2 protein-coding genes are annotated in these 2,079 nt (G+C 73.3%); both read left to right on the top strand.

The features are described from left to right. Positions 1–90 precede the first annotated feature (90 nt). Entirely contained in the window at positions 91–1,008 is a 918-nt protein-coding gene (rapZ, locus tag x551_RS21520) for an RNase adapter RapZ (protein ID WP_011830910.1), read from the top strand. 14 nt (positions 1,009–1,022) lie between these two features. Continuing rightward, complete coding sequence (locus x551_RS21515) at positions 1,023–1,646, top strand: LON peptidase substrate-binding domain-containing protein (RefSeq protein WP_036236482.1); 624 nt, start codon at positions 1,023–1,025, stop codon at positions 1,644–1,646. Positions 1,647–2,079 lie beyond the last annotated feature (433 nt).

Here is a 2,079-nt window from a genome sequence, read left to right as displayed (position 1 = left end):
TGCGCAGGCGCTGCTGGCGACCGCGACATCGGCCCCGCCGGCGCCCCCAGCCACGCCCGGCGGTCGTGGTGGACGCAAGCGGCAGCGGGCATGAGCCAGGACACCGTGGCGCCGGCCCTGCCCGACGCACCGCGCGAGGTGGTGCTGGTCACCGGCATCTCCGGCTCGGGCAAGTCGGTGGCGCTGCATGCGCTGGAGGACGCCGGCTTCTACTGCGTCGACAACCTGCCGCCCGAGCTGCTGCCGCAGTTCCTGCGCCTGGAGCAGGCCCGCACCGACGGCGCGATGCGCCGCATCGCGGTGGCGGTCGACGTGCGCAGCGCCCGCTCGCTGCCGGCGCTGCTGCCGAGCCTGTCGCAGCTGGGCAGCGAGGGCGTGAAGGTGCGCGCGATCTTCCTCGACGCCAGCACGCATGCGCTGGTGCGGCGCTTCTCCGAGACGCGGCGCCGCCACCCGCTGAGCACCGGCGCCCCCGGCGAGGCGCTCGACCAGCACCGTGCACTGACCGACGCGATCGAGCTCGAACGCGAGCTGCTCGCCGACCTGCGCGAGGCCTCCACCGTCCTCGACACCAGCCAGCTGCGCGCCGCCCAGCTGCGCGCCTGGGTGCGGCAGCTGGTGCAGGCACCGGCCGGCGCACTGACGCTGGTGTTCGAGTCCTTCGCCTTCAAGCACGGTGTGCCGCTCGACGCCGACCTGGTGTACGACGTGCGCGTGCTGCCCAATCCGCACTACATCGACGAGCTGCGCCCGCTGACCGGTCGCGACGCACCGGTCGCCGACTACCTGCAGCAGCAGCCCGAGGTGGGCGAGATGCTGGGGCAGATCGAAGCCTTCCTGGTGCGCTGGCTGCCGGCGTTCGAGCAGGACCAGCGCGCCTACCTCACCGTCGCGATCGGCTGCACCGGCGGCCAGCACCGCTCGGTCTACTTCGTCGAGCAGCTCGCCCGGCGCTTCCGCGACCGCGGTGCGACGCTGGTGCGCCACCGCGAGCTCGACGCGCTCTGAGAAGCCGGTCGCCGATGACGGATACGCCCTCCTTCGAACTGCCGCTGTTCCCGCTGCAGTCGGTGCTGTTCCCCGATGGCCTGCTGGGCCTGAAGGTGTTCGAGGCGCGCTACCTCGATCTGGTGGGCGAGTGCCTGCGCGAACGCAAGCCCTTCGGCGTGGTGGCGCTGAAGAAGGGCAGCGAGGTGCGCGGCAACGGCGCGCCCGGCGACGTGGCGCTGGAGTCGATCGGCTGCCTGGCCGAGCTGATCGACGTGGACAGCCCGCAGTCCGGCATCCTGCAGGTGCGCTGCCGCGGAACCCGGCGCTTCGAGACGGCCGGCACCTCGCAGCAGGCCAACCACCTGTGGGTCGCCCAGGCCCGGCTGCTGCCCGACGACGAGACCGTGCTGCCGACCGAGGAGCTGGTCGGTTCGGCCCAGGGCCTCGCGAACGCGATCGCCACCCTCAAGCAGCAGGGCAACGCGCCCTTCCTCGAGCCCTACCGCTTCGACGACGCCGGCTGGATCGCCAACCGCTGGTGCGAGATCCTGCCGATCTCGGTGGCCGCCAAGCAGAAACTGATGGAACTGCCCGACCCGCTGGTGCGGCTGAAGCTGGTCGACGAGTTCCTGCGCAGCAAGGGCGTGGTCGGCTAGGGCGCCATGCCGACCGAGCCCGAGTCGCCGGCGCGCGAGGCGGCACTGGCCATGGCGCCGGCGCAGTTCCGCGCGCTCGGCCACGCGCTGGTCGATCGCATCGCCAACATGATGGCCGCGCTGCCGCAGCGCCCGGTGAGCCACGGCGAGACCCCGGCCGAGGTGCGCGCGCTGGTCGGCGACGGCCCGCTGCCCGCGCGGCACCGACCCGGCCGCGCTGCTCGACGGCGCGGCGACGCTGCTGTTCGAGCACTCGCTGCGCAGCGGCCACCCGCGCTTTCACGGCTACATCTCGGCGTCGCCGGCACCGATCGGCGTGCTGGCCGAGCTGCTGGCGGCGGCGCTGAACGCCAACGTCGCGCTCTGGCACGCCGCGCCGCTGGCGAGCGAGATCGAGGCCCAGACCGTGCGCTGGCTGGCCGAGCTGGTGGGC

This window comes from Methylibium sp. T29, assembly GCF_000576205.1.
GTDB lineage: Bacteria > Pseudomonadota > Gammaproteobacteria > Burkholderiales > Burkholderiaceae_C > Methylibium > Methylibium petroleiphilum.
This window is presented reverse-complemented; position numbering and strand designations above follow the sequence as displayed.